The organism is Roseovarius confluentis (assembly GCF_002917925.1).
GTDB classification, from domain to species: domain Bacteria; phylum Pseudomonadota; class Alphaproteobacteria; order Rhodobacterales; family Rhodobacteraceae; genus Roseovarius; species Roseovarius confluentis.
In genome coordinates this window covers 456,564-481,939 of sequence record NZ_PPFE01000002.1, presented here as the reverse complement: position 1 = coordinate 481,939, position 25,376 = coordinate 456,564, and the positions used below count along the sequence as shown (strand labels likewise).

At 64.0% G+C, this 25,376-nt stretch carries 22 protein-coding genes, 1 tRNA gene and 1 pseudogene; 11 read left to right on the top strand and 13 right to left on the bottom strand.

Going from position 1 to position 25,376, the window contains the following annotated elements; all coding sequences use genetic code 11:
* Nucleotides 1–174 precede the first annotated feature (174 nt).
* The 3 genes from C2I35_RS07140 to C2I35_RS07130 form a co-directional block, all read right to left on the bottom strand.
* Nucleotides 175–258 (bottom strand) — tRNA-Leu (locus tag C2I35_RS07140).
* 33 nt (nt 259–291) lie between these two features.
* The gene (locus tag C2I35_RS07135) at nt 292–837 is read right to left on the bottom strand and encodes a tetratricopeptide repeat protein (RefSeq protein WP_103762509.1); all 546 of its coding nucleotides are present in this window, start codon (nt 835–837) and stop codon (nt 292–294) included.
* Between the two features lie 53 nt (nt 838–890).
* A complete protein-coding gene (locus tag C2I35_RS07130; protein WP_103762320.1) occupies nt 891–1,361 on the bottom strand; it encodes an Lrp/AsnC family transcriptional regulator in 471 nt (156 codons plus the stop codon).
* 123 nt (nt 1,362–1,484) lie between these two features.
* Between C2I35_RS07130 and putA the strand changes: the two genes are divergently transcribed.
* From putA to C2I35_RS07115, 3 genes are all read left to right on the top strand, one after another.
* A complete protein-coding gene (putA, locus tag C2I35_RS07125; RefSeq protein ID WP_103762319.1) occupies nt 1,485–4,931 on the top strand; it encodes a bifunctional proline dehydrogenase/L-glutamate gamma-semialdehyde dehydrogenase PutA in 3,447 nt (1,148 codons plus the stop codon).
* Between the two features lie 229 nt (nt 4,932–5,160).
* Entirely contained in the window at nt 5,161–5,907 is a 747-nt protein-coding gene (locus C2I35_RS07120) for a rhomboid family intramembrane serine protease (RefSeq protein WP_103762508.1), read from the top strand.
* Nucleotides 5,904–6,278, top strand: coding sequence for a GFA family protein (locus tag C2I35_RS07115; RefSeq protein ID WP_103762318.1), 375 nt, complete (start codon nt 5,904–5,906; stop codon nt 6,276–6,278). The genes C2I35_RS07120 and C2I35_RS07115 overlap by 4 nt, the downstream gene beginning before the upstream one ends.
* 97 nt (nt 6,279–6,375) lie before the next feature.
* Here C2I35_RS07115 and C2I35_RS07110 read toward each other — a convergent pair whose 3' ends face one another.
* Nucleotides 6,376–7,164, bottom strand: coding sequence for an inositol monophosphatase family protein (locus C2I35_RS07110; RefSeq protein WP_103762317.1), 789 nt, complete (start codon nt 7,162–7,164; stop codon nt 6,376–6,378).
* 173 nt (nt 7,165–7,337) lie between these two features.
* Here C2I35_RS07110 and C2I35_RS07105 point away from each other — a divergent pair, with 173 nt between their 5' ends.
* Nucleotides 7,338–7,934 carry an HD domain-containing protein gene (locus C2I35_RS07105; protein ID WP_103762507.1) on the top strand — a complete coding sequence of 199 codons (597 nt, stop codon included), beginning with the start codon at nt 7,338–7,340 and terminating at the stop codon, nt 7,932–7,934.
* Between the two features lie 40 nt (nt 7,935–7,974).
* Here the strand turns inward: C2I35_RS07105 and C2I35_RS07100 are convergent, their stop codons facing one another.
* Nucleotides 7,975–9,585 carry a hypothetical protein gene (locus C2I35_RS07100; RefSeq protein ID WP_103762316.1) on the bottom strand — a complete coding sequence of 537 codons (1,611 nt, stop codon included), beginning with the start codon at nt 9,583–9,585 and terminating at the stop codon, nt 7,975–7,977.
* A 237-nt stretch (nt 9,586–9,822) separates the two neighbouring features.
* On the opposite strand from C2I35_RS07100, the gene C2I35_RS07095 reads away from it, so the two are divergent.
* The 3 genes from C2I35_RS07095 (at nt 9,823) to C2I35_RS22090 (ending at nt 14,436) form a co-directional block, all read left to right on the top strand.
* Nucleotides 9,823–12,909, top strand: a complete 3,087-nt coding sequence (locus C2I35_RS07095; RefSeq protein ID WP_103762315.1) for a valine--tRNA ligase — start codon at nt 9,823–9,825, stop codon at nt 12,907–12,909.
* 198 nt (nt 12,910–13,107) lie between these two features.
* Nucleotides 13,108–14,214 (top strand): pyridoxal phosphate-dependent aminotransferase, encoded by a 1,107-nt coding sequence (locus C2I35_RS07090; protein ID WP_103762314.1) that lies wholly within the window; start codon nt 13,108–13,110, stop codon nt 14,212–14,214.
* Nucleotides 14,215–14,271: 57 nt separating this feature from the next.
* Entirely contained in the window at nt 14,272–14,436 is a 165-nt protein-coding gene (locus tag C2I35_RS22090; protein WP_170067139.1) for a hypothetical protein, read from the top strand.
* On the opposite strand, the gene C2I35_RS07085 is transcribed toward C2I35_RS22090, so the two are convergent.
* On the bottom strand, nt 14,433–15,629 hold the full coding sequence (locus C2I35_RS07085) for a pyridoxal-phosphate-dependent aminotransferase family protein (RefSeq protein WP_103762313.1): 1,197 nt from the start codon (nt 15,627–15,629) through the stop codon (nt 14,433–14,435). The two genes, C2I35_RS22090 and C2I35_RS07085, sit on opposite strands and share 4 nt — an antisense overlap.
* Before the next feature lie 127 nt (nt 15,630–15,756).
* On the opposite strand from C2I35_RS07085, the gene C2I35_RS07080 reads away from it, so the two are divergent.
* Nucleotides 15,757–16,440 carry a phosphatase domain-containing putative toxin gene (locus C2I35_RS07080; RefSeq protein ID WP_103762312.1) on the top strand — a complete coding sequence of 228 codons (684 nt, stop codon included), beginning with the start codon at nt 15,757–15,759 and terminating at the stop codon, nt 16,438–16,440.
* 6 nt (nt 16,441–16,446) lie between these two features.
* On the opposite strand, the gene C2I35_RS07075 is transcribed toward C2I35_RS07080, so the two are convergent.
* Nucleotides 16,447–17,121, bottom strand: coding sequence for a TIGR04283 family arsenosugar biosynthesis glycosyltransferase (locus tag C2I35_RS07075; protein WP_103762311.1), 675 nt, complete (start codon nt 17,119–17,121; stop codon nt 16,447–16,449).
* A gap of 67 nt (nt 17,122–17,188) precedes the next feature.
* Between C2I35_RS07075 and ygfZ the strand changes: the two genes are divergently transcribed.
* The gene (gene ygfZ / locus C2I35_RS07070) at nt 17,189–17,920 is read left to right on the top strand and encodes a CAF17-like 4Fe-4S cluster assembly/insertion protein YgfZ (protein ID WP_103762310.1); all 732 of its coding nucleotides are present in this window, start codon (nt 17,189–17,191) and stop codon (nt 17,918–17,920) included.
* A 48-nt stretch (nt 17,921–17,968) separates the two neighbouring features.
* Here the strand turns inward: ygfZ and efp are convergent, their stop codons facing one another.
* Nucleotides 17,969–18,532: an elongation factor P gene (gene efp / locus C2I35_RS07065; protein ID WP_103762309.1), complete on the bottom strand. Its 564-nt coding sequence runs from the start codon at nt 18,530–18,532 to the stop codon at nt 17,969–17,971.
* Between the two features lie 218 nt (nt 18,533–18,750).
* On the opposite strand from efp, the gene C2I35_RS07060 reads away from it, so the two are divergent.
* Nucleotides 18,751–19,071 carry a DUF6280 family protein gene (locus tag C2I35_RS07060; RefSeq protein ID WP_103762308.1) on the top strand — a complete coding sequence of 107 codons (321 nt, stop codon included), beginning with the start codon at nt 18,751–18,753 and terminating at the stop codon, nt 19,069–19,071.
* A gap of 64 nt (nt 19,072–19,135) precedes the next feature.
* Here C2I35_RS07060 and C2I35_RS07055 read toward each other — a convergent pair whose 3' ends face one another.
* Nucleotides 19,136–19,711, bottom strand: a complete 576-nt coding sequence (locus tag C2I35_RS07055) for a cobalamin biosynthesis protein CobQ (RefSeq protein ID WP_103762307.1) — start codon at nt 19,709–19,711, stop codon at nt 19,136–19,138.
* A gap of 171 nt (nt 19,712–19,882) precedes the next feature.
* Between C2I35_RS07055 and C2I35_RS07050 the strand changes: the two genes are divergently transcribed.
* Complete coding sequence (locus C2I35_RS07050; protein ID WP_103762306.1) at nt 19,883–21,310, top strand: cobyric acid synthase; 1,428 nt, start codon at nt 19,883–19,885, stop codon at nt 21,308–21,310.
* Here the strand turns inward: C2I35_RS07050 and C2I35_RS07045 are convergent.
* The 4 genes and pseudogenes from C2I35_RS07045 to C2I35_RS22410 form a co-directional block, all read right to left on the bottom strand.
* Nucleotides 21,307–22,539 carry a hypothetical protein gene (locus C2I35_RS07045; protein WP_103762305.1) on the bottom strand — a complete coding sequence of 411 codons (1,233 nt, stop codon included), beginning with the start codon at nt 22,537–22,539 and terminating at the stop codon, nt 21,307–21,309. The two genes, C2I35_RS07050 and C2I35_RS07045, sit on opposite strands and share 4 nt — an antisense overlap.
* 111 nt (nt 22,540–22,650) lie before the next feature.
* Nucleotides 22,651–24,036 (bottom strand): TolC family outer membrane protein, encoded by a 1,386-nt coding sequence (locus tag C2I35_RS07040; RefSeq protein WP_245890426.1) that lies wholly within the window; start codon nt 24,034–24,036, stop codon nt 22,651–22,653.
* A gap of 74 nt (nt 24,037–24,110) precedes the next feature.
* Nucleotides 24,111–24,764 carry a protein-L-isoaspartate O-methyltransferase family protein gene (locus C2I35_RS07035; protein WP_103762303.1) on the bottom strand — a complete coding sequence of 218 codons (654 nt, stop codon included), beginning with the start codon at nt 24,762–24,764 and terminating at the stop codon, nt 24,111–24,113.
* A 178-nt stretch (nt 24,765–24,942) separates the two neighbouring features.
* Nucleotides 24,943–25,367 (bottom strand): annotated as a pseudogene (locus C2I35_RS22410) (DDE-type integrase/transposase/recombinase); the annotation flags it as partial.
* Nucleotides 25,368–25,376: the final 9 nt, after the last annotated feature.

The following is a 25,376-nucleotide window of genomic DNA, read 5'->3' as shown; positions in this document are numbered from 1 at the left end:
CCGATAAGCAAAACGGGCCATGCCGGGGCAAAATCCGCGTGGAGCTGCGCGAAAATCGAGTGGCGGAACGGAACGGAAACGGAACCTGAATGTGTGACACCAGTGTGTGACACCCCCCTAGAGCCGGTCCGCGACGGCATTTGCAGCGAAGTGCTTTTTTCAATAACATCAAGGTGGTGCCCGCGCCCGGACTCGAACCGGGACGCCTCGCGGCTGGAGATTTTAAGTCTCCTGTGTCTACCATTCCACCACGCGGGCTCAGGTTCCCGTCGTAGCGTGCAGGCGTCGCGATCACAACTCTTCTTCGCTTTGTTCCAGCACCGGCAGCAAATGTCGTTCGCCCAGCCACGGATTCATCTGCAGCGCCTCTCGCAGGGCCAGTGCCGCCTCACCCGGCCGGCCCAGCGCGTGCAGGGTCAGCGCCTGTCCGGTCCGCGCCGCTACATGGCGCGGCTGCAATTCCAGCGTCCGCTCCAGATCGGTCAGCGCCGCCTCGAAATCTTGCCGCAGGAAATGGATAAAGGCCCGCTGGTTGTACCCTTCGGCATAGTCCGGACAATAGGCCACCAGCGCCTCCGCCGCCGCCATCGCCGCGTCATAGTCATACGCCTCGCGCCGCGCCATTGCCTCGTCCAGAAGCCCTTGCGCCTTGTCGTCCGGCGCCTCGGCCCAAAGCGCCCACATCTCGTCCGACAGCGCGCGGCCCGCCGCCTCGTCCGGTGCATCCTGCGCCGCCTCGATCAGCCGCGACAGCTCCGCCCCATGGTCGGGCGCGTCAGGGCACGTCTCGGCCCAGGTCGGACCGGCCAGCACGCAGGCAATCAGCAAATGTCTCATGGGATCAATGATGCGCCCCACGCCCGCAAAATCAACGCGCAAATCCGCCCGGTTCAGAACACCTCGGAAAACGCGTTTTCCTTCACCGCCTCCATCGCCACGTAGGTCGAGGTTTTCGACACATGCGGCAAGGTGCTGATCTGTTCGGCCAGCACCCGGCGATAGTCCTGCATGTCCTGTGTCCGGATCTTCATCAGGTAATCGAAATTCCCCGCGATCAGATGCACCTGTTCGATCTCGGGGATCCGCTTCACCGCCGCGTTGAACTCCGCCAGCGCGCTTTCCCGCGTATCGGTCAGGCTGACCTCCACGAAACTCACGTGGTCCAGCCCCAGCCGGATCGGATCCACCAGCGCCCGGTACCCCGAGATCACGCCGTCTCGCTCCAGCTTGCGCAGCCGCGCCTGTGTCGGCGACTTCGACAAGCCGATCCGCCCCGCCAGTTCGGTGATGCTGATCCGCCCCTCCGCAACCAGCACGCGAAGAATCGCCTTGTCGAACTGATCCAGCTCGCTTGCATCCATTTGACTTGTCCTCCCGGTGAATTACCGTCCGTTTATCCCGCGCAACCACACCAATCGGGAAATCAGATCAGAAATACAGTGATACACTAGTCCAAACCGCCACCCCCCAGCAAGAGGACCGCAATGCCCTACGATTCCGACCTGCGCCGTGTGATCGACCAGACCACCTATGCCGAGGAGGCCGAAACCGTCGCCCGCCTGACCGAGGTGGCGGGGCTCACGGAAGAGGACCGCGTGCGCATCTCGAAATCCGGCGCCGACCTCGTGCGCCGCATCCGCAACCAGTCGGACCCGGGGCTGATGGAGGTGTTCCTCGCCGAATACGGCCTGTCCACCGACGAGGGCATCGCGCTGATGTGCCTGGCCGAAGCGCTCCTGCGCGTGCCCGACGCCGACACGATCGACGCCCTGATCGAGGACAAGATCGCGCCGTCGGACTGGGGCAAGCACATGGGCCATTCCACCTCGCCGCTAGTCAACGCCTCGACCTGGGCACTGATGCTGACCGGCAAGGTGCTGAAGGACGACAATCCGGGCCCCGTCGGCCACCTGCGCGGCGCCATCCGCCGCCTGGGCGAGCCCGTCATCCGCACCGCCGTCGGCCGCGCCATGCGCGAAATGGGCCGCCAGTTCGTGCTGGGCGAGACCATCGAGTCCGCCATGGACCGCGCCGCGAAGATGGAGAAGAAGGGCTACACCTACTCCTACGACATGCTGGGCGAGGCCGCGCGCACCGATGCCGACGCCATCCGCTATCACCTGGCCTATTCCCGCGCGATCAGCGCCATTTCCAACGCCTGCACGCACAAGGAAATCCGCAAGAACCCCGGCATCTCGGTCAAACTTTCGGCGCTCCACCCCCGCTACGAGGTCGCGCAACAGCATCAGGTCATGGACGTTCTGATGCCCCGCCTGCGCTCTCTCGCCATCCTCGCGAAATCCGCCCGCATGGGCCTCAACATCGACGCCGAAGAGGCCGACCGCCTGTCGCTCTCGCTCGAGGTGATCGAGGCCACGCTCTCCGAGCCATCGCTCGCCGGATGGGACGGTTTCGGAGTCGTGGTCCAGGCGTACGGGCAACGCGCCTCCCATGTGCTCGACTACCTGCATGACCTGTCGCAAAAGCTGAACCGCCGCATCATGGTCCGCCTGGTGAAAGGCGCCTACTGGGACACCGAAATCAAGCAGGCCCAGGTCGAAGGCATCGACGGCTTTCCGGTCTTCACTTCCAAACCGGCCACCGACATTTCCTACATCGCCAACGCGCGCAAGCTCCTGTCGATGACCGATCACATCTACCCGCAATTCGCCACGCATAACGCGCACACCGTGGCCGCCATCCTCGACATGGCCAAGGAAATGGACAAGGGCCCCGAGACCTTCGAATTCCAGCGCCTGCACGGCATGGGCGAGGCGCTGCACAACATCGTCATGAAGGACCACGGCACCAACTGCCGCATCTACGCCCCCGTCGGCGCCCACCGCGACCTGCTGGCCTATCTGGTGCGCCGCCTTCTGGAAAACGGCGCCAACTCCAGCTTCGTCAACCAGATCGTGGACGAGGATGTGGCCCCCGAAACCGTCGCCCGCGACCCGTTCGAGGCGTACAAGGACGACCGCCCGCAACTGCCCACCGGGCCAGAACTCTTCCTGCCGGAGCGCCCCAATTCCAAGGGCTTCGACCTCAAGCACCAGCCGACGCTCGACGTGATCGAGGCCGCGCGCGGCCCCTTCGCCAACGCCACGTGGGATGCAGCCCCCTTGATCGCGGGCAAAGCGGCCCCGGAAGAGCCCGAAACGGTCTCCAACCCCGCCGACCCGTTCGACAGCCCCGGCACCGTCGCCACGGCCAGCAAGGCCGACATCGAGGCCGCGCTTTCCGACGCCACGCCGTGGGACGCTTCTATCGAGGAACGCGCGAAAATTCTCAACGCCGCCGCCGACCTCTACGAGGAAAACTTCGGCGAGATCTTCGCCATCCTCGCCCGCGAGGCCGGCAAGACCCCGATGGACGCCGTGGCCGAACTGCGCGAGGCCGTGGACTTCCTGCGCTATTACGCCGCCAACGCGCCGCAGGACCCGCCCGTGGGCACCTTCACCTGCATCAGCCCGTGGAACTTCCCGCTGGCGATCTTCACCGGCCAGATCAGCGCCGCCCTGGCTGCCGGCAACGCCGTGCTCGCCAAACCGGCCGAGCAGACTCCGCTGATCGCCCATTACGCCATCTCGCTCATGCACAAGGCCGGCGTGCCGAAAACCGCCGTGCAACTCCTGCCCGGCGCGGGCGACGTGGGCGCGGCGCTCACGTCTGACGCCCGCATCGGCGGCGTGGCCTTCACCGGCTCGACCGAAACCGCGCTCAAGATCCGCGCCACCATGGCCAAGAACCTCGCCCCCGGCGCGCCGCTCATCGCCGAAACCGGCGGGCTCAACGCCATGATCGTCGATTCCACCGCCCTGCCCGAACAGGCCGTGCAGGCGATCGTCGAATCCGCTTTCCAGTCGGCGGGCCAACGCTGCTCCGCCCTGCGCTGCCTCTACGTACAAGAGGACGTGGCCGAGGGCTTTACCGAAATGCTCACCGGCGCGATGGACGCGCTTTCCATGGGCAAACCGTGGTCACTCTCGACCGATGTCGGCCCCGTGATCGACACCGAGGCCCGCGACGGCATCGCCGCCCATATCGAACAGGCCCGCGCCGACGGCCGCCTCATCCACGAGATCCCCTCGCCCAATTCCGGCTGCTTCATCGCGCCCACGCTGATCAAGGTGAACGGGATCGAGGACATGCAGCGCGAAATCTTCGGCCCCGTCCTGCACATGGCCACCTTCAAGTCGCGCAACCTCGACAAGGTGATCGGCGCCATCAACGGCACCGGCTATGGCCTGACCTTCGGCCTGATGACCCGCATCGACGACCGCGTCCAGCACGTGACCGAGGCGGTGCACGCCGGCAACATCTACGTCAACCGCAACCAGATCGGCGCCATCGTCGGCAGCCAACCCTTTGGCGGCGAAGGCCTTTCCGGCACCGGCCCCAAGGCGGGCGGCCCCAACTACCTCGCGCGCTACACGTCCCGTCCGGCGGATCACACGGATGCCACCTGGGACAAAGACATGGACGCCAAGGCTGTGCAATCCGCGCTCGACAAGGCCGCCAAGGGCCACACGCCCGACCCGGTCGAGGCCATTGTCCTGCCCGGCCCCACCGGCGAATCCAACCGCCTGACGGCCCACGCCCGCCCGCCGCTCCTCTGCCTCGGCCCGACCAAGGAGATGGCCGAGGCGCAGGCCAAGGCCGTCGAGGCCCTGGGCGGCCGCGCCCTGCGTACCACCGGCAAAGTCGAGCCGGATGCCCTCACCACGCTCTCGGGCTTCTCCGGCGCGCTTTGGTGGGGTGACGCCGACACGGCCCGTGCCTATGCATCGGCGCTCAGCCAGCGCAATGGCCCGATCCTGCCGCTGATCACCGGCCTGCCCGATACCGGCCACGTCATGGGCGAACGCCTTGTTTGCGTCGACACCACGGCGGCAGGCGGCAATGCGGCCCTTCTGGGTGGCGTCGCCTGAGCAAAGGCCGGCGCCCCGGCTTTTTCTTGCTGAAAATACTCATATCCCGCCGCCCGCCACGGGCGCGGGATATGACGTATGACACCTCGCCAAGACCACCGCGCCCATTTTCTGCGCAGAAAATGGATTGGAAAATACAAATTTTCCAAATCAGAATTTGCGCAAATTCTGCCCGCCCGGCCGCACGCGCGCGCTTGACCTTCCCGCGGCGCGCGGCCACCTTGCGTCAATGATCCCCATACGCGACCATAACCCCTCGGGGCGTATCCCATTCGTCACCTACGGGCTGATGATCCTCAATATCGGGATCTTCCTCAGTTACTTCCCCGCGCTCTCGGGCGATCCGCGCGCGTTGATGGTGTTCTATTACGACTGGGCAATGGTCCCGGCGCGGGTCACCAGCGAAGGCACTTACAGCACGCTGATCACCTCCACCTTCCTGCACGGCGGCTGGATGCACCTTGCCGGCAACATGCTGTTTTTGTGGATCTTCGGGGACAACATGGAAGAGGAATTCGGCCATGTGGGCTACCTCCTCTTCTACCTCGCCTGCGGGCTTGCCGCCAGCGGCGCGCAACTCGTTTCGGCGCCGCTCAGCCAGGTGCCCACGGTCGGCGCCTCGGGCGCCATCGCCGGGGTGATGGGCGGCTACCTGCTCCTGTTCCCCAAGGCCAAGATCGACATCTTCATCTTTCTCGTCTTCATCATCCGCATCATCTCGGTCCCGGCCTGGATCATGCTGGGCCTCTGGTTCTTCTTCCAGCTTTTCGGCGGCGCCGGCAGCAGCGCGGATGATGGCGGCGTGGCCTACTGGGCCCATGCGGGCGGCTTCGTGGCCGGGCTCATTCTGACCCTGCCGCTCTTCCTGCGCCGCGGCGGCCCCGCCTATTGGGACCGCACCGAGGGCCATCCGCCCCACCCGGAAGCGAAATACAAGCTCAGCCGCACGAACATCCCCAAGGTCACACGCAAATGACCCTGCACACGGCCAGTTGCCATTGCGGCGCCGTGCGCTTCACCGTCGATATCGACGGGCCCATCCAGGGCGCGATGCGCTGCACCTGTTCGTACTGCCGTCGCCGCGCGGCCCCCAATATCAGCGTGCCCCTGTCCCGCCTCACCATCACCCAAGGCGCCGACAACCTCAGCCTCTACACCTGGGGCACCGGCACGGCGCAGCACTATTTCTGCAAGACCTGCGGGATCTACACGCACCACCAGCGCCGCTCGGACCCAACCGAGTACGGCGTCAATCTCGGCTGCATCGACGGCCAGAACCCGGCAGACCACGAGCCGATCCCGTGGAAAGACGGCGTCAACCACCCCTCGGACGCGAAAAAGACCTAAGGCGTTTCCGGGTCAGTCTGAAACATGCATCGCTTTTTGCCTCTCAAGAGGCAGTGAAAAGCGATCCAGTGTGTCCAGGAAACGCTCTAGACCGGCCTCAGGTATTGCGGATGATCCCGGCGAACTTGTCGAAAATCGCCTCGTTGGCGCAGACCACGTTCCCGTCTTCCAACAGTTCGCCCCCGGGCGTCAGCGACTCGACGAAGCCGCCGGCCTCTTTCACGATGATGACACCCGCCGCAATGTCCCAGGCGTTCAGCCTGCGCTCCCAGAACCCTTCGTAGCGGCCCGCCGCGACATAGGCCATGTCCAGCGCCGCCGACCCCCAGCGCCGCACGCCCGCGCAGGTCGGCATCAGCCGCGCCAGGTCCTGCAACGTCGCAGGCAGGTCGCCGCGCCCGCCGAAGGGCACGCCGGTGGCAAAGATCGACTCGATCAGTTTGGACCGGCCCGACACCCGCAGGCGCTTTTCGTTGATGAACGCACCCTCGCCCTTCTCGGCCAGGAACATCTCGTCCTTGGCGGCGTCGAAAATGACCCCCGCCACGACCTGCCCCTTGTGCTCCAGCGCGATCGAAACACACCAATGCGGCAGCCCGTGCAGGAAATTCGTCGTCCCGTCCAGCGGGTCCACGATCCAGCGCCGCGTCGGGTCCTTGCCCTCTTCGCCGCCGCCCTCTTCGGCCAGCCAGCCATAGGTCGGCCGCGCGCCCATCAGCTCTTCTTTAAGGATCGCCTCGGCCGCGATGTCGGCGCGGCTGACGAAATCGCCCGCGCCCTTCATGCTGACCTGAAGGTTCTCGACCTCGCGGAAATCCTTGACCAGCGACCGCCCCGCCTTGCGTGCGGCTTTCAGCATGATGTTGAGATTGGCACTGCCGGGCATGTCTCGGGCTCCTTTGGGGTCAGGCCGCGCGTATACGCGCGCCGGTCGCGCACCGCAAGAGGCCGCAAGCGCCAGCGCGCCCCCCCCCCCCTTTCCACTCCCGCGCCCTGCGCCTAGCATGGCGGCAAAAGCAAAGGAGGTCCGGCGTATTGGACAAGGTCAGCTTCACCCAGATGAAGGACGGCACCAGGGAAGATTACGAATTCCTGACCGCCCACGAGATCGACCACACCAAGCATACCGCGCAGCGCCTGCTCAAGGCGCTGGTCGAACTGGACGAAAGCCTGTCAGGCTACCAGATCACCCGGCTGGGCCATTCGGTGCAATCGGCCACCCGTGCCTGGCGCGACGGGGCCGATATCGACTGGGTCGTGGGCGCGCTACTGCACGATATCGGCGACATTTACGCGCCCTACAATCACGACGAATACGCCGCCACGATCCTGAAACCCTTCGTGCGCGAACAGGTCACATGGTGCGTCGCCACCCATGGCGATTTCCAGATGCTATACTACGGCCACCACCTCGACGGCGCCGACCCGAACAAGCGCGACCGCCACGCCGGCCACGCCTATTTCGACGACTGCGCCGAATTCTGCGAACGCTGGGACCAGGCCTCGTTCGATCCCGGCTACGACACCCTGCCGCTCGAGTTTTTCGCGCCCATGGTCGAAGAGGTCTTCGCCCGCACGCCCTACGACCCGGACGTCATCCGCCCCGGCGCGCGCGAACCGCTGGTCAATCCGGAGATAGCCGCCGAACGCGGCTGAAACCGTCGCGCCCCGTCACCCGGGGCGCGACCTTGGCGCGCTAGTCCGTCGATGCGATCGTCGGCGCGTCGGGATAGCTGGTGCAGGTCCCGTGGTTGCCCGCCGGGTCCTGGCAGGCAGCGTTCAGGATGCCCCAGATGAAATCCACCTGCGTCGCCGTCACCGTGGGTCCGCCCACGCCGTAGAACCAGCTGGGATTGGGCGTGCCCATTTCCACCTGCTGATAGCCCAGCAGGTTGGGCCGCCAGCCCGCGCCCACACCGGCCAGGGTCGAGGTGCCGTCCTCGTCCGCCGCCGCCTGCGAATGGCAGGTCGTGCAGCTGGCCGAATTGACGAACCCGCCCTCGGTGATCGTGGCGCCGGTGCCCGTCGGGAGCCCCGTCGCCGTGGTGAACGAGGTCTGGGTGCCCTTGAGGCGATAGTTCTTCCACGCCGGATCCTCGGCGCTGATCGTCCGTGGGTCCGGATCGGTGGCTGCCGTGGCGATGCCCATCTCCTGGAACAGCGCCTGCAACTCCGCCGTGATCTCCTCGCCCGTCTCGGCTGGGTCATAGACCTCGCCACTCACGAACAGCGGGTCATTCCCCGTCACCTTGTCGTCGTTCAGCTCGATCTTCGGCGGGATGAACCCGGTGCCGAAATTCGCGCCCGCCTGCGCCGTGGGGTTCGCGTCGTAGCCAAAGCTGTCATTGCACCCGATGTAATCACAGCGTCCCTGGTTGGCGACATGCTCCATCGCGTACCAGTGCCACGTCGGCAGGTCCTTCGATGCGTTCGTCATCGCCAGCATGTAGTAATAGCCCGGCACTTGCTCTTCCCCGCCATCGCCGTCCAGGTAGACGGTCAGGTAGGGATAATCAGGGTTGTTCGGCACGTCGCTGCCGTCGATATCCTGGATAAGACCCTGGTCCATCAGGATATCCTGGTGCAGGAAATCCGCCTTCACCATCACCGCGTCGATCGGGAATCGCACCTCCAGCGCATGCGCGCCCGCGATGTCGCCCGCCTTGATCGCCGCGTTCTGCGCCCGGTTGCGCGCGCCCAGCCCCTCGCGGGAATAAAGGTCGTTTCGATAGATGTAGTCGGTCATCGACTTGTTGCGGAACACCAGCTCCAGCTCCAGGTCCCGCAGCAGCCGCCCGGGGTCGATCTCGTCGGCGGGCACAAGGCCCCTGTGATTGATCACCCCTTGCGCCGGCTTGCCGTTGGGCGTCGCGGGCAGCGGGCTGATCGGATCATAATCCGCCCTGAAAACCGGGCATTGAGTCGGCTGATCCCCCTGCACCGGCGCCGCGTCGGGATCGCAGCAATTGCTGGTCACCTCCGCGCTGCACAGCGGCAGCGGGCTCTCGGGCCAGATCGTCTGGTCGATCCCCCAGGTCCAGAACTCGGCGGCCACCGCGTTGGTCAGCTGCGCCCATGCAAAGGCATCGGGACAGGTCGCCGCCCCCGACACCGCGTTGATCCCGGCGATTGCGGCCGTGCCGTTCTCGACCGTGACCGCGCAGGTGTCGGCATCCTGCACGAAACTGCGGTACAGCATGAATTTCTGCAATCCGTTCGGCCCGTCCTGCGCCTGAACCGGCAGCGCCGCCAGTCCCGCAACTGCGGCCAGAATGGCCGACGGTCCGGTGAATCTCGTTATCATCATCTGAAAAACCCTTCGTTTGCTTGAAATGAACCCATCTGTCACTCGCACCAATGGGCTAACCTTACGTAAGTCAGCGATTCCCGCTAAGGTTTATTTTGATTTTTTTGTTTACCTTTAGATTGTTCCGCCCAACCCCGCCGCGCCGCACCCCAAGAAAATGCCGCCCGCGTCTTTCCCTCGCCCTGCCATTTGGGTATTCCGGCCAAGACCTCATTTTCCGATCACGGGACCCGCATCATGGCGATGGAAAAGACCTTCAACGCAGCCGAGGCCGAACCGCGCCTCTCCGAAGCCTGGGAAACCTCAGGGGCCTTCAAGGCCGGCGCCAACGCCAAGCTAGGGGCCGAGACCTATTCCATAATGATCCCGCCCCCGAACGTGACGGGGTCGCTGCACATGGGTCATGCCTTCAACAACACGTTGCAGGACATCCTGATCCGCTGGCACCGGATGCGCGGCTTCGACACGCTGTGGCAGCCCGGCACAGACCACGCCGGCATCGCCACCCAGATGGTAACCGAGCGCGACATGGCCGCGAATGGCGAGCCCACGCGCACGGAAATGGGCCGTGAGGAGTTCGAAAAGCGCGTCTGGCAGCAGAAGATCAAGTCGCGCGGCACCATCATCGGGCAACTGAAGCGCCTCGGCGCCTCCTGCGACTGGTCGCGCGAGGCGTTCACCATGTCCGGCGCCCCCTCGGCCCCCGAGGGCGAGGAGGGCAATTTCCACGACGCGGTCATCAAGGTCTTCGTCGACATGTTCGAGAAGGGCCTCATTTATCGCGGCAAGCGGCTGGTCAACTGGGACCCGCATTTCGAAACTGCCATTTCAGACCTCGAGGTCGAGAATATCGAGACCCCGGGCCACATGTGGCACTTCAAGTACCCCCTCGCGGACGGCGCGACCTATACGTATGTCGAGCGGGACGAGGACGGAAACGTTACCCTCGAGGAAGAGCGCGACTATATCTCCATCGCCACCACGCGGCCTGAGACCATGCTGGGCGACGGCGCGGTGGCGGTTCACCCGTCAGATGAACGGTACGCGCCAATCGTCGGAAAACTCTGTGAAATTCCGGTCGGACCGAAAGAGCATCGCCGCCTCATTCCGATCATCACCGACGACTATCCCGATCCCGATTTCGGCTCGGGCGCGGTCAAGATCACCGGCGCGCATGACTTCAACGACTACGGCGTGGCGCAGCGCGGCGGCATCCCGATGTACCGCCTGATGGACACCAAGGGCGCGATGCGCGACGACGGCGCGCCTTACGCCAGGATGGCAGAGATCGCCATGGCCGTGGCCAAGGGCGAGCGCACCCTGACCGAGGCCGAGGCCGACACGATCAATCTCGTCCCCGACGATCTGCGGGGCCTCGATCGCTTCGAGGCGCGCGAAAAGGTCGTCCGGCAGATCACCGACGAGGGTCTCGCGGTCAATGTTGAAAATGATCAAGGCGAGACCGTGCCGCTTGTGGAAAACAAGCCGATCATGCAGCCTTTTGGCGACCGCTCGAAGGTCGTGATCGAGCCGATGCTGACCGATCAGTGGTTCGTCGCCACCGACAAGATCGTCGGCCCCGCCATCGAGGCGGTGAAATCCGGCGAGGTCACCATCCTGCCCGAGCAGGACCGCAAGGTCTATTTCAACTGGCTGGAAAACATCGAGCCGTGGTGCATCTCGCGCCAGCTCTGGTGGGGGCACCAGATTCCGGTCTGGTACGGGTTCGACCTTGCCGCACCGGACTTCCGCGATGCCGAAGGCGACGGGGCCCTCGATCTTGTTGAAATGCTTGACGTTCTCAACGAAAGCCACTTCGCACCTTTGATGGAATGCGGCCACGATTTCGAGGCCACCGCACAAGCCTTCGCGGCGCAGCTCACCGACCTGCCCACGCCCCTGCAATCCATGACCGTGGTCGAGGCGAAGGACCGCGAGGATGCCCTGCATCAGCTTGCCTCCAGCCTCGCCGACTACACCGCCAGCCAGGACCCGACGCATCTCGTCTACCCGGTCTGGCGCGACCCCGACGTGCTCGACACTTGGTTCTCGTCGGGCCTCTGGCCCATCGGCACACTGGGCTGGCCCGAAAAGACCCCCGAGCTGGAAAAATACTTTCCCACCAGCGTGTTGGTCACCGGCTTCGACATCATCTTCTTCTGGGTCGCCCGGATGATGATGATGCAATACGCCGTCGTGGGCGAAAAGCCGTTCTCGGACGTCTATGTCCACGCGCTGGTGCGCGACGAGAAGGGCAAGAAGATGTCCAAGTCGCTTGGCAATGTGCTCGACCCGCTGGAACTGATCGACGATTACGGCGCCGACGCCGTCCGCTTCACCCTGACGGCCATGGCGGCCATGGGCCGCGACCTGAAGTTGTCGCCGCAACGCATTGCAGGATATAGAAATTTCGGCACCAAGCTCTGGAACGCCGCCCGTTTCGCCGAAATGAACGAGGCGGTCGGCAGCACCGGCGCGATCCCGCAGCCGAAACAGACCGTAAACCGTTGGATTCTCGGCGAAACCGCCAAGACCAAGGCGCTCGTCGATACGGCCCTTTCGCAGTATCGCTTCAACGATGCCGCCAACACGCTTTATGCCTTCGTCTGGGGCACGGTCTGCGACTGGTACGTGGAATTCTCCAAGCCGCTCCTGCTCGACGGCACGGGCGAGGTGAAGCGTGAGACGCAAGACACCATGGCCTGGGTCATCGACCAGTGCCTGATCCTGCTGCACCCCATCATGCCCTTCATCACCGAAGAGCTCTGGGGCACACTGGCCAAGCGCGAAAGCATGCTGATCCACGCCGACTGGCCCACCTATGGCGACGAGTTGATCGACGCCGAGGCCGATGCCGAGATGAACTGGGTCATCGCCCTGATCGACTCGGTCCGCTCCGCGCGCGCGCAAGTGCACGTGCCCGTGGGACTCTACACGCCACTCCTCGTGACCGAGTTCTCGAAATCCGCGCGCCTTGCCTGGGACAACAACGCCACGATGATCAAGCGCCTTGCCCGGATCGAGGCGCTGGAAGTCGTCGACAGCTTCCCCAAGGGCTGCATCACCATCCCCGCCGAGGGCGCCAGCTTCGGCCTGCCCCTGGCCGACGTCATCGACGTGGCAGAGGAAAAGGCGCGGCTGGAAAAAACCCTCGGCAAGCTGGAAAAGGAACTGGGCGGCCTGCGCGGCCGGCTGAACAACCCCAAATTCGTCGAAAGCGCCCCCGAGGAGGTGGTCGAGGAAGCCCGCGAAAACCTCGCCGCCCGGGAAGAGGAAGAAAGCAAGCTGCGCGCCGCCCTCGACCGGCTGGCCGAACTGGGCTGACAAATCCCGGCTTTTTCTTGCTTAAAATACTCATAACGCCACGCCCGCCCCGGGCGTGGCGTTAACTTTTCCGGGTGCCGGAAATTGGCACCGACGCGATGCCACCCAAATACCGACGCGATACCGACACGGGTTTCGAGCGTTGACCTCTCCACCCTTCGCCTTGCACCCGGCTCAGGTTTGACGTTACCTCTCCGCATGACCGGCCCACGCTATACCGATATCGTCCGCGCCCTGCCCGCCTCGGTCCCCTTTGTCGGCCCCGAGGTCCGCGAGCGCGAAACTGGCACGCCCTTCGCCGCCCGTCTCGGCGCCAACGAGAACGTCTTCGGGCCTTCGCCCAAGGCCATCGCGGCGATGCAGGAGGCAGTCCACGACATCTGGAAATACAGCGACGCCACCAGCCACGATCTGCGCCACGCGCTGGCCGCGCACCACGGTATAGCCCCTGAAAATATCGTTGTGGGCGAAGGGATTGACGGCCTTCTGGGGTATCTTGTCCGCCTGCTGGTCGAACCCGGCGATGCCGTCGTCACGTCCCAAGGCGCCTATCCCACCTTCAACTACCACGTCGCGGGTTTCGGCGGGGAGCTCCACAAGGTTCCCTACAAGGACGATCACGAAGACCCGACCGCGCTCTTTACTAGGGCGAAAGAGGTCGGTGCGAAACTCGTCTACCTCGCCAACCCCGACAACCCGATGGGCACATGGCACGATGGCGCGCTGATCCGCGCCGCGCTCGATGATCTGCCCCAAGGCTGCCTTCTGATGCTCGACGAGGCCTATATCGAATTCGCCCCCGACGGCACCGCGCCGGAGCTGGACATAGACGACCCGCGCGTCATCCGAATGCGCACCTTTTCAAAGGCTTACGGCATCGCCGGGGCCCGCATCGCCTATGCCATGGGCGCGCCTGACCTGATCCAGAGCTTCGACAAGATCCGCAACCATTTCGGCGTCAACCGCATCGCCCAGTCCGGTGCACTGGCGGCCTTGCAGGACGAGGCGTGGCTGACCAAGACGGTCGCATGGATGTCCGAGGCCCGCGACCGCATCGCCGAGATCGCCGCCGCCAACGGCCTGCACAGCCTGCCTTCGGCGGCCAATTTCGTCGCCGTCGACTGTGGCCACGATTGCGATTTCGCCCGCATGGTCCTGAATGAACTGATCGAACGCGACCTCTTCGTGCGCATGCCGGGTGTCGCCCCGCTAAACCGATGCATCCGCATCAGCTGTGGGCGCCCGCAGGATCTCGACCTGCTGGCACAGGCCCTGCCCGAAGCGCTGGCGGCGGCCCGTTCGTAAAATTTAACTGACAGCAACATTTCCTGCACTAAAATCACGTGTATGAGACGTGGCCAGATGCAAGAAGCACCGAACTATACCAATGCCGCATTGGTCATGGGGCTGGTCAATTTGCTTTGGATTTTCATGGCCTTGTGGATCATGTTCGGCCTGCCCGTGGTCATGGCCGTGGGCTACGGGCTGAACCTGTTGATCACGCGATTCAGCCGTTCGAACGCCTAGGCCGCGGCCAGAACCTGCGCCGCCTTCTGCACCGCACCATCGCCATGCGCGATATTCAGCGCAGTCAGCCCCGCCTCGACCGCCCCCAGCACACCCAGCAGCGCGTGACCGTTCAGGTGGCCCATATGCCCGATCCGGAAATAACCGGTGCTGCGCGGGTCCTCCTCGGTCTGCATGCCCAGCCCGATCCCCAGCGTGACGCCCATATGCACCTCGACCCATTGGCGCAGCTCTTCGCCCAACGGCTTGCCGATCGCCAGTGACGTCACGGCCCGGCTACGATGCGCCGCATCCGGAATATTCAGCCTCAGCGGCCCCTCCGCGCCCCACGCCTCGCACGCGGCCCAGACCGCGCGGGCCAGCCGGTCATGCCGCGCCCAGACGGCCTCGATGCCTTCTTCGCCAAGCATATCAAGGGCTTCGCGCAGGCCATACAGGTGATGCGTCGGCGCCGTACCGCCGAAATACTGGTAGAAAAGCTCCGGCTCGGTCCGCGGCCCCCAGTCCCAATACCGGCTGACGCGCGGAACCGTCCGGCGCACGTCCGAAGCCTTTTCATTGAAAAAGACAAAGCCCAAGCCCGGCGGCGTCATCAGCCCTTTCTGGCTGCCCGCGACCATCACGTCGACGCCCCAGGCGTCCATCTCGAACCTGTCACAGGCCAGCGAAGCGATGCAGTCGGCGGCCAGCAGGGCCGGATGCCCCGCCGCATCCATCGCCGCGCGCACCGCGGCCACATCGTTCAGCACCGACGAGGACGTGTCCACATGTGTGACCAGAACCGCCTTGATATCATGCGCTTTATCCGCTCGCAGTGCGTCCTCGACGGTCTGTGGATCGACCGGCGCCTGCCGTCCGAAATCCAGCATCTGCACCTCGATCCCGCGCGCCTCTGCGACCTCGGCCCAGCCGTGCCCGAACCGTCCCGTCGCCAGCACCAGCACCTTTTCCCCGGGCTGCACCGTGTTTGCCAGGCCCGCTTCCCACGCGGCGTGTCCGTTGCCGATATAGATTGCGGCATGTCCCTTGGTCCGCGCCACGCCGCACAGGTCCGCCACCAGCTTCGGCATCATGTCCACCAACTCGCCGGCATAGATATTGGGCGAGGCGCGGTTCATCGCCCGCAGCACCCGGTCGGGCATGATCGAAGGGCCGGGAATGGCCAGGTAAGGGCGTCCGCCGGCTCCACTCATCACACGTCTCCATCTCAAGAATTGCGTGCAACTTAGCCGCATCACAAGCGCCGTCAATCGCGCTTGCTTGCCATGGGCGCGGCCTGCCCCTACATGGGGGCGTCATCGCAGACGGCGAAGGGTCTTCATGAAGTTCATCAAGCGGATCACCGAATGGGAGCGCAACCTGCGCGCCTCTTACAACACAGACCTGTCGACGCCGGAAAACCGCCGCCGGGCACGCATCTACAACCTGTGGTTCGACCACGAGATCCTGCGCGGCGTCTGGACCAATTTCTTTCAAATCGCGCCGGGGGTTTACCGCTCCAACCACCCGACGATGAAGCGATTCACGAAGATGAAGGAACAGGGCATCAACACCGTTCTGAACCTGCGCGGCGACTACCCCTCGGCCCACTACTTCACCGAGGTCGAGACCTGCCGCGACCTTGGCCTGGATCTCGTCAGCATCAGCCTCCAGGCCCGTCATGCGCCCCCCGCCGAGGACCTGCTGGCGCTGATCGACACATTCCGGACACTGGAAAAGCCGTTCGTGATGCACTGCAAGTCGGGCGCCGATCGTGCCGGACTCGCCTCGGCGATCTACCTGCTGGTGATCGAAGGGGCACCGCTCGACGTCGCCCGCCGCCAGCTTGGCCTGCGTTACCTGCACGTGCGGCGCTCCAAGACAGGCACGCTCGACCATATCTTCGACGTCTATGAGGCCCGCAATGCCAAGACGCCCATCTCGTTCGAGGACTGGCTGAAGACCGAATACGACCACCTGGCCCTGCAAGCCGATTACCAAGCGAACAACAAACCCTGGTTCTGAGCGCATTCAGTACCGCCGCACCAGGTCCTCGGGCCGGGTCCCGCCGAGGTAGCGCATCAACAACCACAGGTTCCGCCCACCACGGTGCAGCCACCCGTCGCGCCTGTAGCGTTCCGCGCTGGTCGTCACCGTCGCGGGCAAAAGCGTGATCCGCCGCCCCAGCGCCCTTGCAAGGGCCACATCCTCCATCAGGGGGATGTCCGGATAACCTCCGGCGGCATCGTAGTCGAACCGCGACAGCAACAGCCCCTGGTCCCCATAGGGCAGCCCGAAAACGTTGCTACGCAGGTTCGCCCAGCCTGCCACGACCCGCGGCATCAGCCCCCGCGAATCGAACGAAAGCCGGAACGCCGCCGGTCCCTGCCCGTTTGCGATATGCGCCTTCACGACCTCCGGCCAACCCGGCGGCAAACCCGTGTCCGCGTGCAGCACCAACAGCCACTCGCCCCGCGCCACGCGCACGCCCCGCCGCAATTGCCCGCCGCGCGACGCCGCGCCGGTGACCAGCACCGCGCCCGCGGCCTCGGCAATCTGGCTCGTGGCATCCTCCGATCCCCCGTCAGAGATTACCAGTTCCCGGATCAGCCCCGCCTCTAGCCCTTCGGCCAGCGCGGGCAGCGACCGCGCCAGCCCGGCCTCGGCGTTCAGTGTCGGCATCACCACGGAAAGTTTTGCCCGCATCGCTGCAAACCCTGTCATTTCATTGCCGGTTTCTTATATGACGCCCATGACAAAGACGAGGCCCCCGATGACCCGCAAGATATTTCAAATCACCGGCGCCGAGGCCAGGTCCTTTCTCCAGGGGCTGGTCACCAACGACATCGCGAAACTGGACCAGGGTCTGGTCTATGCCGCCATGCTGACACCGCAGGGCAAATACCTCGCCGACTTCCTTCTGGTCCCGTGGGACGGCGCGATCCTGCTCGACGTCGACGAAAGCCTGGCCGACGGGCTGCTGCAACGGCTCAACATGTACAAGCTGCGCGCCGATGTGCAGATCACGCAGACCGACCTTGCCGTCTGGCGTGGGACCGGCGAGCGTCCCGAGGGTGCCTTTGCCGATCCGCGCCACCCTGCCCTCGGTTGGCGCCTTTACGGTGCCGAGGCAGGCGATGACGGCAGCGATTTCGAGGCCATCCGCGTGGCGCATTGCATTCCCCGCACGAATGTCGAGCTGACGCCTGATACCTTCATCCTCGAGGCCGGGTTCGAGCGACTGAACGGCGTCGATTTCCGCAAGGGGTGTTATGTCGGGCAGGAAGTGACCGCGCGAATGAAGCACAAGACCGAACTGCGCAAGGGCCTCTCATCCGTTGCGCTCGATGGCAGCGCCCCGGTCGGCACGCCGATCACCGCGGACGGCAAGGACGTGGGCACGCTGTTCACCCAATCGGGCGACCGCGCCATCGCCTATCTGCGATTTAATCGTGCGAAAGGCGCGATGCAGGCGGGATCGGCGACCGTCACCCTGCCCGAGTGACGCGACGTCTCGACGCAGCCGGCCCGGCGCAGGCGGTGCGCCAGAGGATCAGGCGCGTTCGGCGTAATCCATCGTTTCGGTGTTGACGACGATTTCCTCGTCGGGGCCGACGAAAGGCGGCACCATCACCTTTACTCCGTTGTCGAGAATCGCCGGCTTGAAACTGTTGGCGGCCGTCTGCCCCTTGACCACAGGCTCGGTCTCGGCCACGCGGCAGTTCACCTTCTGCGGCAAAGTCGCGTTCAGCGCCTCGTTCTCGTAAAATTCGACGGTGATCGTCATGCCGTCCTGAAGAAAGGGACGGCGCTCACCCAAAAGCTCGGCAGGCAGTTCGATCTGCTCGTAAGTCTCTGAATCCATGAAGACAAGCATCCCGTCCGTCTCATAAAGGAACTGCTGATCCTTTTGCTCCAGCCGGACGCGCTCGACTTTGTCAGCACTTCTAAACCGTTCGTTAAGCTTTGATCCGTTACGAAGGTTGCGCAACTCCACCTGGGCGAACGCGCCGCCTTTGCCGGGCTTGACGTGATCCACTTTGACGGCACTCCAAAGGCCATCATTGTGCTCTAGGACGTTACCGGGACGTATTTCGTTTCCGTTGATTTTGGGCATTGTGACGAAACCATGACAAGAGGTTGATCGATATTAGTCCAACCCTATATCTAGCGAAGCGATGACGTGCAAGACGACGACATATCGTGCTGCAAGCGCAGCCAGCCATGCGGGAAATGCAAGGGTGTTATGTGATTGGGGGCTATCCGAATCGCAAAAAACTCTCCATAACCGGCGTCACGCCTGAAGCACAAGAGCAATAAAAACAAGGACGAAACATGAAAGATTTCGTTGACGGTACGGCTTTCAACGCTGAACAAGGCAACCGTGCCCGCAAACTCTTCGCAGCCGTCGTACTGGCTGCTCTGGACGACGCCATTGCCGACGACAAGAAGTATGGCAATGGGCCGGAACAGATCGCCCGCTGGGCCCGTTCCCGCGATGGACGCGAGGTGTTGTCCTGCGCCGGGATCGACCCGAACGAACGTGTCGTGACCGGTCTGATGGATTTCGTGGGCAAAGGTGTGCGCACCTCGGTTGCCCTGTCGCGCGAGGAAAGCGAGCGTCGCAATGCCGCCGCGCAGGCCGAAGCCGCCTGACACGCGACAAACCCCAAAGTGAAAGAGCCCTGCCGATGCGGCAGGGCTCTTTCGTTTCCAACGGTTACGTGGCGAACACGAAGGCCCAGATGAACAGCGGGAAAAGCTCCAACCCCGCCAACACCGCGATCAACAGCCGCGACCGCAAACTGGGAAACCGCCATATCAGAACGCCGCACAGCACCGCCGACACGCCCATTTCAATCGGCCCGACCACCCCGGCATGATGCGCCCTGTCCCAGTAACTGATCGGGCTTTGAAACACCCAGTCGGTCAGCGGCCAGAAATGCGGCCGTCCGTCATCGTGGTGCAAGGCCAAATCCAGCGCCAGATGCATCAGGCCTGATGCGGCAAACACCATGCCGTTCCGCGCGCCACACCACCACGACAATACCAGCCCCAGGCCCCAGACAAGAACCGAATTGTCGATCCGGAACACCTGTTGCCACGCGTCGGAAAAGTAAAGCGTGCCAAAAACATACCCCGGATCAAGCCCCAGCAGGTAAAGCGAGACCGCGACCATCACGTAAAGCGACAGATCAGGCGCCAGCCCGCCGGCCACAGCGGCAACCGTGCGCCGCCGATCAAACGGTCGGGCAAAGGCCGCCGCCGCGAATATCACGTGGGCCGGCGTGTTCATCTCTTCCCTCCCCGCCGGTGCAACCGTACCCCTGTGCACGAACTAAAGCGTTTCGCGATAACCCTGTGTCACAGCTTATCGCGAAACGCAGCACAACAGCCAATCGTTGCAGGCGTTTCGCCTTTCGCTGCTGGCTCAGGTAAAAGGCGAAACGCTTTATGGAGAGGCACCGTGGCAAAATCCATCATGATCCAGGGCACCGCCTCGAATGTAGGCAAGTCCCTGATCGTCGCCGGTCTGGGCCGGGCCTGCCTGCGCCGCGGCCTGTCCGTCGCCCCGTTCAAGCCACAGAACCTGTCCAACAACGCGGCTGTCACTGAAGATGGCGGCGAGATCGGCCGCGCCCAGGCATTGCAGGCCAGGGCCTGTGGTCGCGCGCCCCACACGGACATGAACCCTGTGCTGCTCAAGCCTCAGGCCGAGGGCGACATGCAGGTAATTGTACACGGGCAACGATGCACCGATCCCCGGCCTCTCCTGCCTCTGGTCATGGACAGTTTTCGAAGGCTCTGTGGAACTGCCGATCTGATCCTGGTCGAGGGCGCGGGAAGCCCGGCAGAGATCAACCTGCGCCAGTCGGACATCGCCAACATGGGCGTCGCCGAAGCCGCCGACCTGCCCGTCATCCTCGTGGGCGACATAGAGCGGGGCGGCGTCATCGCCCAGCTTGTCGGCACCCAAGCGGTGCTCGCGCCCTCCGACGCAGCGCGCATCAAGGCCTTTGCCATCAACAAGTTCCATGGTGATCCCCGGCTGTTCGACGACGGGCTCGCACAGATCGCCGCCCGCACCGGCTGGTCTTCGCTGGGCGTCATCCCGTGGTTCCACGACGCCTGGCGCCTGCCTGCCGAAGACGTGATCGACATCGCCCCGTCCGCCGGCGCCGGGCTGCGCGTGGCCGTACCTCAGCTCGATCGCATCGCCAATTTCGACGATTTCGATCCGCTCGCTTGCGAGCCGCAAGTCAGCGTCGAGATCATTGCGCCCGGCCGCCCCCTGCCGGGCGATGCAGATCTCGTGCTGATCCCCGGCAGCAAATCCACCATCGCCGATCTTGCCGCCTTCCGCGCCAATGGCTGGGACATAGACCTTGCCGCGCATATCCGTCGCGGCGGGCATGTACTCGGGCTTTGCGGCGGCTATCAGATGCTGGGCCGCTCGGTGTCCGACCCAGAGGGGATCGAAGGCACGGCTGGAACCGTTGCCGGCCTTGGCCATCTGGACTGCAAAACCGTCCTGGGTCCCGAGAAGCACCTGTCGCAGGCAAGAGCCACCTACCTGCCGACAGGCGAAACGCTGACAGGCTACGAGATCCACATGGGCCGCACGGAAGGTTCCGATTGTGCCCGGGCCTGGCTGTCCATCGACGGCCGCCCCGAGGGCGCCGCCGATCCCTCGGGCCGCATCATGGGCTGCTACATGCACGGGATTTTCGCTTCAGACACGTTCCGCGCAGCTTTCCTCGCCGGTTTCGGGCAACGATCAGAAATCGCTTTCGACATGTCTGTCGAGGCGGCGCTCGACGCGCTGGCCGATCACCTGGAAAACACACTGAACGTAGATATGATTCTGGATCTGGCCGAAACACCCAGGGGCTAGTCGAGGTCCTGGCCCATCATCGCGCGGTGGATTTCGCGCCGTACCAGTTTCCGAACGTTGCGCGTGATCCGTTCACCCAGCGTGCCTTGCAATTCCTGCCGCACGATCTCGCTCACCAGGTCGCGCAGCGCGTCCTCGTCCAGGACCGCGTCGGTATCCTCGCGGTACCAGCTATTGTCGTTTCCGGCATTCTCTGCCTCGACGGTGCCGGACTTGCGCGCGTGCGAGGCCTGCCCCTCATCCTTCTCCGCCTCTGGCTCGGGGCGCGCGGTCTGGCCGGACGCCATGTCCGGCTCCGCAAAGGTCATGTCAGCATCTGGCTCGCCCGCGTCCTGGGCGGCATCCGCCGGCTCTTTATGCATCATGCGCGACGTGAAAACGGGCACGGCCGCCTCTAAATGATCTTCCCAAGGCAGCGGTTCAGTCTGCCCCCCCGCATAGGCGTCTTCGGACGCGCCATCCGGCTCCCATTGATCATCGCGCGCGGCGACGGCGGCCTCGACCTCCGCGATCCGCGCCTCAAGCTCTGAGCCCACGGTCTCACGTCCGGACCATTCGCCTTCGGCGGCAACGCCGGCCTCACCGGGCGCGACATCCACATCTTCCGCGAACGCCGCCGCTTCGAAATCATCATCCTCGTCGGACAGGTCCTCGGGCCCGTCGCCAGGCGCCTCCTTCTCGTCTTGCCAAGCGTCAGGGGACGCGGCCATGTCGCCCTCTGCGGTCAGCCACTCTTTCAGCTGCGCGTCGTCACCCTGCGGCGACTCCTCGCTCTCTTCGGGCGACAGATCGCTCAGAGCCTCCGGCTGCGTTGTTTCGTGGTCGTCATCCGGGTCACCTTCATCCGACTGCTCTAGCGCCCCAGCCTCGGCATCTTCGGGATCGACCTGCCATTGCCCAAGCGTCAGATGCTGCGGGTCCTCGTCCTCTGGCGCTTTCACGTCATGCTCGGCGCTGTCCGCGTCGTCCTTCTGATCTTCTGGCTCAACCCGGAACGACGGGGTCAGCACCAGCCGCGCATCGCCTTTGGGCGCAGCCTCGTCCGGCTTGACGGGCGCGGCATCATCGGGCAGCCCGTGATCTTGGAGAGAATGGTTCGTGGCTTTCTCGGCCTCGGCTGCACGATCAGGGCTCGCGTCCTTCGAAACAGAGGGTTTGTCGACGGATACGAGCCGACGAATAGAAGACAAAACGTCTTCGATTTCCGCATTCGAGACGGGATCAGACATGCTCAACTACCATTCTTGCCTGTGCGTCACTGTAGCGGCTGCTGCATATTCGCACAACATTTTAGAACGCCGCCTTTTAGGCGCTTCCGCCGCTCCGGGCCCGCTTGGCGGTCATTTACGTCCAAGCGATTTCAGAACCCGGTCCAGTTGCTTGCCCTGCTTGCTCAGCGGCACCGGCGCATCCTTGACCAGGTTGTAATAGGCCGCCGGGTCGTAGGTCTGCACGTTCAGGTTCAGGTCCTTCGCCGTCAATTGGCCGATGGCCGAAAGTACCTGGTAAGCCGCGATGGCCACGTCGACATCCGCTGAAATCAGGTTGCTGCGTGCGTCGAGCAGTTCCTGCTCGGCGTTCAGCACATCCAGCGTCGTCCTCGCGCCCAGCGTCGCCTCTTCGCGGACGCCACGGAACGCAACTTGTGCTGCGCGCACTTGCTCACGGCTGGCTTCACGCACAACCTGGGCCGATTGCAAGATGGCAAAAGCGTTGCCGACGTCCTGCACGACCGCGCGGCGCACAACGTGAAGGTTGCCTCGGGCCGCGTCACGCTGTGCCTGCGCTTGCCGCTTGGCCGAACTCAGCAGCCCACCCTGGTAGATCGGCGCCCGCATGTTCAGCCCGAAACTGCCCGACCGGTTGTAATCGCTGTTGTCCAGGCTTTCGCTGACGCCTAGCGTGCCTTGTGCGGTAAACCGCGGCTTCATCGCGGCATCGGCGGCCAGGATCGTCAAATCAGCCGATGCCACCCGGCGCTGTGCCTCCAGGATGTCGGGATGGTTGCGTACCGCGATGTTCTTCGAGGTTTCGACCCCGCCGGACAGGTTCGGCAGCTGGCGCGGAGATTGCAACGCTCCCGGCGACCGGCCCACCACGGCAATGTATTCCTCGATCGCCTGCGCAAGGTTGCCCTGCGCCTGGGCCAGTTCCCCTTGCGTGCTGGCGACACGCGCTTCGGCCTGAGCCACGTCGGTGCGCGTCACCTCGCCCACTTCGAAACGGTCGCGGGCAGCCCGCAACTCCTGCCGCAGCAGGCGCAGGTTGTTCTGGCGCAGCGACACGAACTCGCGATTGCGTTGCACGTCGTAAAAGGCCGCCACGGCCCGCAACAAAACCTGCTGCTCGATGCTGCGCAACGATTGCCGCGTGGCAAGGACAGTCTCCTTTGCAGCGTCGATCTGGAACCGGGTCTGACCGAAATCGAACAGCAACAGTTCCAGCGTAACGCCGGTGCTGAACGTCACATCGCGCGTGGTATTGATCAGGTTGTTGCCCCGGCCCTCGCCGAAGTCCCGCGTGGTGTCGGCCGTCCAGTTGATGATCGGCCGCAACCCGGCGACGGCCTGCGCCACATCCTCATCCGCCGCCCGCAACAGCGCACGGTTCTGCTCCAGCAGGCCGCTGTGCTCATAGGCCCAGGCTAGCGCCTGACCCAGCGTCTCGGATTTCGCAGCACCCGGTAGCGCCGTTGCGCCCGCCAGCACAAGAATTCCGGCCGCCATCCACTTCCTCACCATCGGGAAGGGGGCGTTTTTCGCTGTCGTTTCCGGCCTCTGCACGGCTTGCCCTCGCCCGATCATAGGGTAAACGCCGCGTGCCGTTCGAAGCCCGCCAGAACGGGCGCACCGGCATTGAAAGCAAACCGCCAATTCATCTCTCCGTCGATCTTGTAGCCCACGCGCACCGCGCCCAGTCCGCCCTCTGCGAAAAGGCAGGCGATGCGCCCGCCTTCCTTGATCTGGTCAATGATCGCTTCCGGCAGGTGTTCGACCGCGCCCTGAACCATCACCACGTCATAGGGGCCATGTTCCGCCGCACCGTCCGCCAACGGACCTTCGTGAACAATCACGTTGTCGGAGCCCTGCTCCGACAGGATCCCACGGGCTTCCTCGGCCATGTCCCCGATCTCCTCGACGGCAACCACGGCTTCACCCATGCGGGCGGCAACGGCAGATGAATATCCATAGCCACACCCCAGATCGAGCACCAATTCGTCGGCACGAATATCCAATGCATCCAGCATCTTGGACAGCGTCCGCGGCTCCAGGGCAACCCGACCGCCGCCAAGGTCGATATTCTCCCCGACATAGGCCGCCTCTCTCAGGTGACGGGGCACGAATGCTTCACGCGCGACCGACAGCATGGCGTCGATGATGGGAAACTTGGTGACATCAGAGGGGCGCACCTGGGTATCGACCATCATGGTCCGGCGCGCGGCGAAATCGGTCATCTGGTCTTCCCTGTAGTTGAAGAATCCTGCCTAACGTTTTGCCACAAACCCTCGCCCCTCACAATGGGCTTAAACCGAGCGGTACAGATCACACCTTCCCCGTTCAGGAAACAGTCGGCAAAACACCCCCCAGCCAGGTCTGTCGTACGGGTCTGCCGCCGGCTTCGTGGACGGCGACTTAAGCTTTCATAGCCCGCTCCTTCAGGTTGACAGGGCTTGGATAGCCGATAGTCGAGTGCCGAAGCTTGGGATTGAAAAGTCGTTTGATGTCTTCGAAGACGTATGCACAAGCGTGGTTCCTGGTATTGTAAGCGTTGCGCCTGTTCCGTTCTGTTTTCTGCGACAAAAAAACGCTCTCCGTCCCCGCGTTGTCCCGGACTTTTACGAAACGGCTCATCCATTGCCGGGCAGGCGTATACAAGGCATGCCGCCGAGCGGCGAACATATGATACCGTGATCCGCCATCAGGCGCTGAAATGGTTCTTTCGTGTATTGGCTGCCTTGGTCGGAACGATGCAGGAGCTTTTTCGGCCTGCCCCTTAGCCAAATCACCATGACCAGCGTATGCGTGACCATTCGCGATGTCATCCGATCGCTTATCGACCTTGCACA